1 protein-coding gene is annotated in these 583 nt (G+C 39.5%); it reads right to left on the reverse strand.

Going from position 1 to position 583, the window contains the following annotated elements; all coding sequences use genetic code 11:
• Nucleotides 1–368, reverse strand: a 368-nt coding sequence (locus ACTHTJ_RS10725; protein ID WP_440362669.1) for a glycoside hydrolase family 66 protein, incomplete at its 3' end; no start/stop codon positions are given.
• Between the last annotated feature and the right edge of the window lie 215 nt (nt 369–583).

The raw sequence follows: 583 nt of genomic DNA on the forward strand, positions 1-583 counted from the left end.
GTCATGGAGTTGTTTCGTTCTGCCGAATTATCGTTAGATCCCGCCACTACGCCATAGCGGGGAAAAATGGTCCAGTCGTCTTCGACAGACAAACCCAGTGTTTTGCTGGTGTGGTTGCCGGTGTTGTCAACGGTTTCTACTTTGACGACGTAGCCTGAATTGGGTGAAAAAATATCGGAAGAAAGTTTGACGGTGGTTGAGTTCAGATGATCCAATTTTTGGATTTCTGTACCTAAATGGCTGACGGTAACAGAGGTGATTTTGTCTGTCGCATTGGAGATGTTCAGAATAACATCATCGCCGTTGGTATAGGCCGCCTTGTTAAAGAGAATAGTCGGTAAAGGGGCTGTTTTTGCTTCAGTTGTCATGCTGTATATTCGCTTCTAAATATTATATTTTGAAATTGCCTTAACAAATTAATATCACTTAAGTTGTTGATATGGATAATTGTTAAGACTTTTTAGTAGGAAGAGCGGAAAATAAGTTCCCCGTTTGATAGCAAATATCTAAAATAATTCGGTTTATGATTGAAATTCAAAAAGGCCGTCTGAATGTTTTGTTATTCGAAAGACGGTTTTTTCAG

The sequence above is a fragment of the Neisseria sp. P0018.S001 genome (genome assembly GCF_051957355.1).
Lineage (GTDB): Bacteria > Pseudomonadota > Gammaproteobacteria > Burkholderiales > Neisseriaceae > Neisseria > Neisseria subflava_A.